General features: G+C 73.3%; 1 protein-coding gene. It reads left to right on the top strand.

Translation table 11 applies throughout. From position 1 onward, the window contains the following. Positions 1-777, top strand: a 777-nt coding sequence (locus JYK17_RS40280; protein ID WP_222812329.1) for an HAD-IIB family hydrolase, incomplete at its 5' end; no start/stop codon positions are given. Positions 778-985: the final 208 nt, after the last annotated feature.

Here is a 985-nt window from a genome sequence, read left to right as displayed (position 1 = left end):
GACAAGTCGGTCTCCCCGCGGACCGTCGCCGCCCTCGCCGCCGCCGAGAAGGCGGGCATCGAGGTCTTCTTCGTCACCGGCCGCCCGGCCCGCTGGATGAACGTCGTCAGCGACCACGTCCACGGCCACGGCCTGGCGATCTGCGGCAACGGCGCGGCCGTGGTCGACCTGCACGGCGGCGCCGGCGGCCATCGCTTCGTGAAGGTGCGGGAACTGGCCCGGGACAACGCGCTGGACGCCGTACGGCTGCTGCGCGAGGCGGCTCCCGGCACGGTGTACGCGGTGGAGCAGACGTACGGCTTCCACCAGGAGCCGGACTATCCGAAGCTGCACATGGAGATCCCGGACAACCTCCGGCCCGCCGAGGAGCTTCTCGCGCCGGACGGACCGGACACCGACCAGCCCGTGCTCAAGATCCTCGCCTACCACCCCTCGCTCGACCCGGACGCCTTCCTCGCCACTGCCCGGCTCGCCATCGGCGCGCGGGCCAACGTCACCCGCTCCAGCCCCAGCGCCCTGCTGGAGATCAGCGGTCCCGGAGTCTCCAAGGCCAGCACGCTCGCGCTGTGCTGCGCCGAGCGCGGCATCTCCCACGAGGAGGTCGTCGCCTTCGGTGACATGCCGAACGACGTCGAGATGCTGACCTGGGCGGGCCGCTCGTACGCGATGGGCAACGCCCACCCGGACGTCATCGCCGCGGCCTCCGGCCGCACGGTCGCCAACAACGACGACGGGGTGGCGGTCGTCATCGAGCGGATGCTGGCCGAGCGACCGTAGGCCCCGCGGCGCCGACCGACACCAGCAAGCCGGGGGATGTCCTCGCGGCGCCCTGAGCCGAGGGTTCCGGCGCGGCGTCCTGACCCGAGCATTCCGGTGCGGCGCCCTGCCCTCCCGCCGCGTCTACCCCGCCGCACTCGCCCGCCCCACCGCACTCCGACCCGCAGAGCCGATCGGCCGGAAAGCCGGACTTCCGCGCGGCACCCTG

It is taken from the genome of Streptomyces plumbidurans (assembly GCF_019857225.1).
Taxonomy (GTDB): domain Bacteria; phylum Actinomycetota; class Actinomycetes; order Streptomycetales; family Streptomycetaceae; genus Streptomyces; species Streptomyces plumbidurans.
Note: the sequence above shows the minus strand (reverse complement) of the source record. Positions and strands in the feature narration are given on the sequence as shown.